Annotated in this window: 1 pseudogene; it reads right to left on the bottom strand. The window is 54.6% G+C overall.

Features of this window, described 5'->3' with window-relative positions:
• Positions 1-58: 58 nt before the first annotated feature.
• Positions 59-964: pseudogene (locus AO277_RS13865) on the bottom strand (right-handed parallel beta-helix repeat-containing protein); the annotation flags it as partial.
• Between the last annotated feature and the right edge of the window lie 62 nt (positions 965-1,026).

Here is a 1,026-nt window from a genome sequence, read left to right as displayed (position 1 = left end):
CAAAACTAAGTTGGCGATTTAGCACGGAAGGGGGTCACTTTTTAGTTGGCGTTGACACCAATGTATGGTGATTGGCGTAGAAACCGGCGGATTTGTTGTCGAAGGCAACTGAATTACGGACGATATGTATCACACCGTTGGGCACATACTTGCCACCGTATCCGCCCGCTTTGATGCCATTGCCGTTGCCCGCTTCGAGTTTGGTGTGCGTGCCAAGCAGGTAACCTTGCTGCCATGCCCACGAGTTTTCGATGGTTACCGGCGAGAAGGCATTGATCAGGTCAAAGCCGTCGTCGGAATTGGCCCAGGCTCTGCAACCGCGAAATACGTTACCTGGATGCCCCGCCTTGATGTGTGCGCCGAAGCCGTCAGCGCTCTGACCTGCGCCGTTTGAGGTGTAAGGATCGTAGTTGTGGTGGGAGTCGGTATTGAGTACCAGGTTATAACCGCCGTTCTGAATGAACAGGCCTGGCCCCATGTTGTGATGCAAGTTGAGTTGCTCGAAAGTGTTGTGGCTGCCGCTGTTCCAGATACCCCAGGACTCGTGATTGAGATGGTTATCCGGCTGCTGCGGCACGCCCGTTACCTCCAGCCCCTTCAGGTGCAACCAGCTACCGGTAACGTTGAAGCCTTTGACGCGACAATCGTCTTTCATGGCCGAGAAATCAAACACCGGTGTTTCGCCCGGATAGGCCCAGTAACGTATAGGTTTGTTTTCGCTGCCGCTGTTGTTCAGAGTGATGGCATTGACGGTGTCTGTACGGGTAGCGCAGCTGTTGATGCCTGCTGTGTAGGTGTAGATTCCGCCGCGAAAATACACCGTGTCGCCGGCTTTTGCGGTTTGCTGCGCACGCATGATGGATTGCAATGGTGCGGCTTTTGTACCGGCAGCGTGATCATTGCCATTTGGGGCAACGTAATAGTCGGTTGCATGCGCTGTTGCAGCAACGGTCGGGAGTATCAGTTTTTTTGTGTTCGGGCTGGTTAGGGCCTGCCGTCAGGCAGGCCCTTGTTTTACCAGCTCGG

Origin of the sequence: Pseudomonas amygdali, assembly GCF_002699855.1 — a bacterium.
GTDB classification, from domain to species: Bacteria; Pseudomonadota; Gammaproteobacteria; order Pseudomonadales; family Pseudomonadaceae; genus Aquipseudomonas; species Aquipseudomonas amygdali.
The sequence above is the reverse complement of the archived record's forward strand: the minus strand, read 5'-3'. Positions and strand labels throughout refer to the sequence as shown.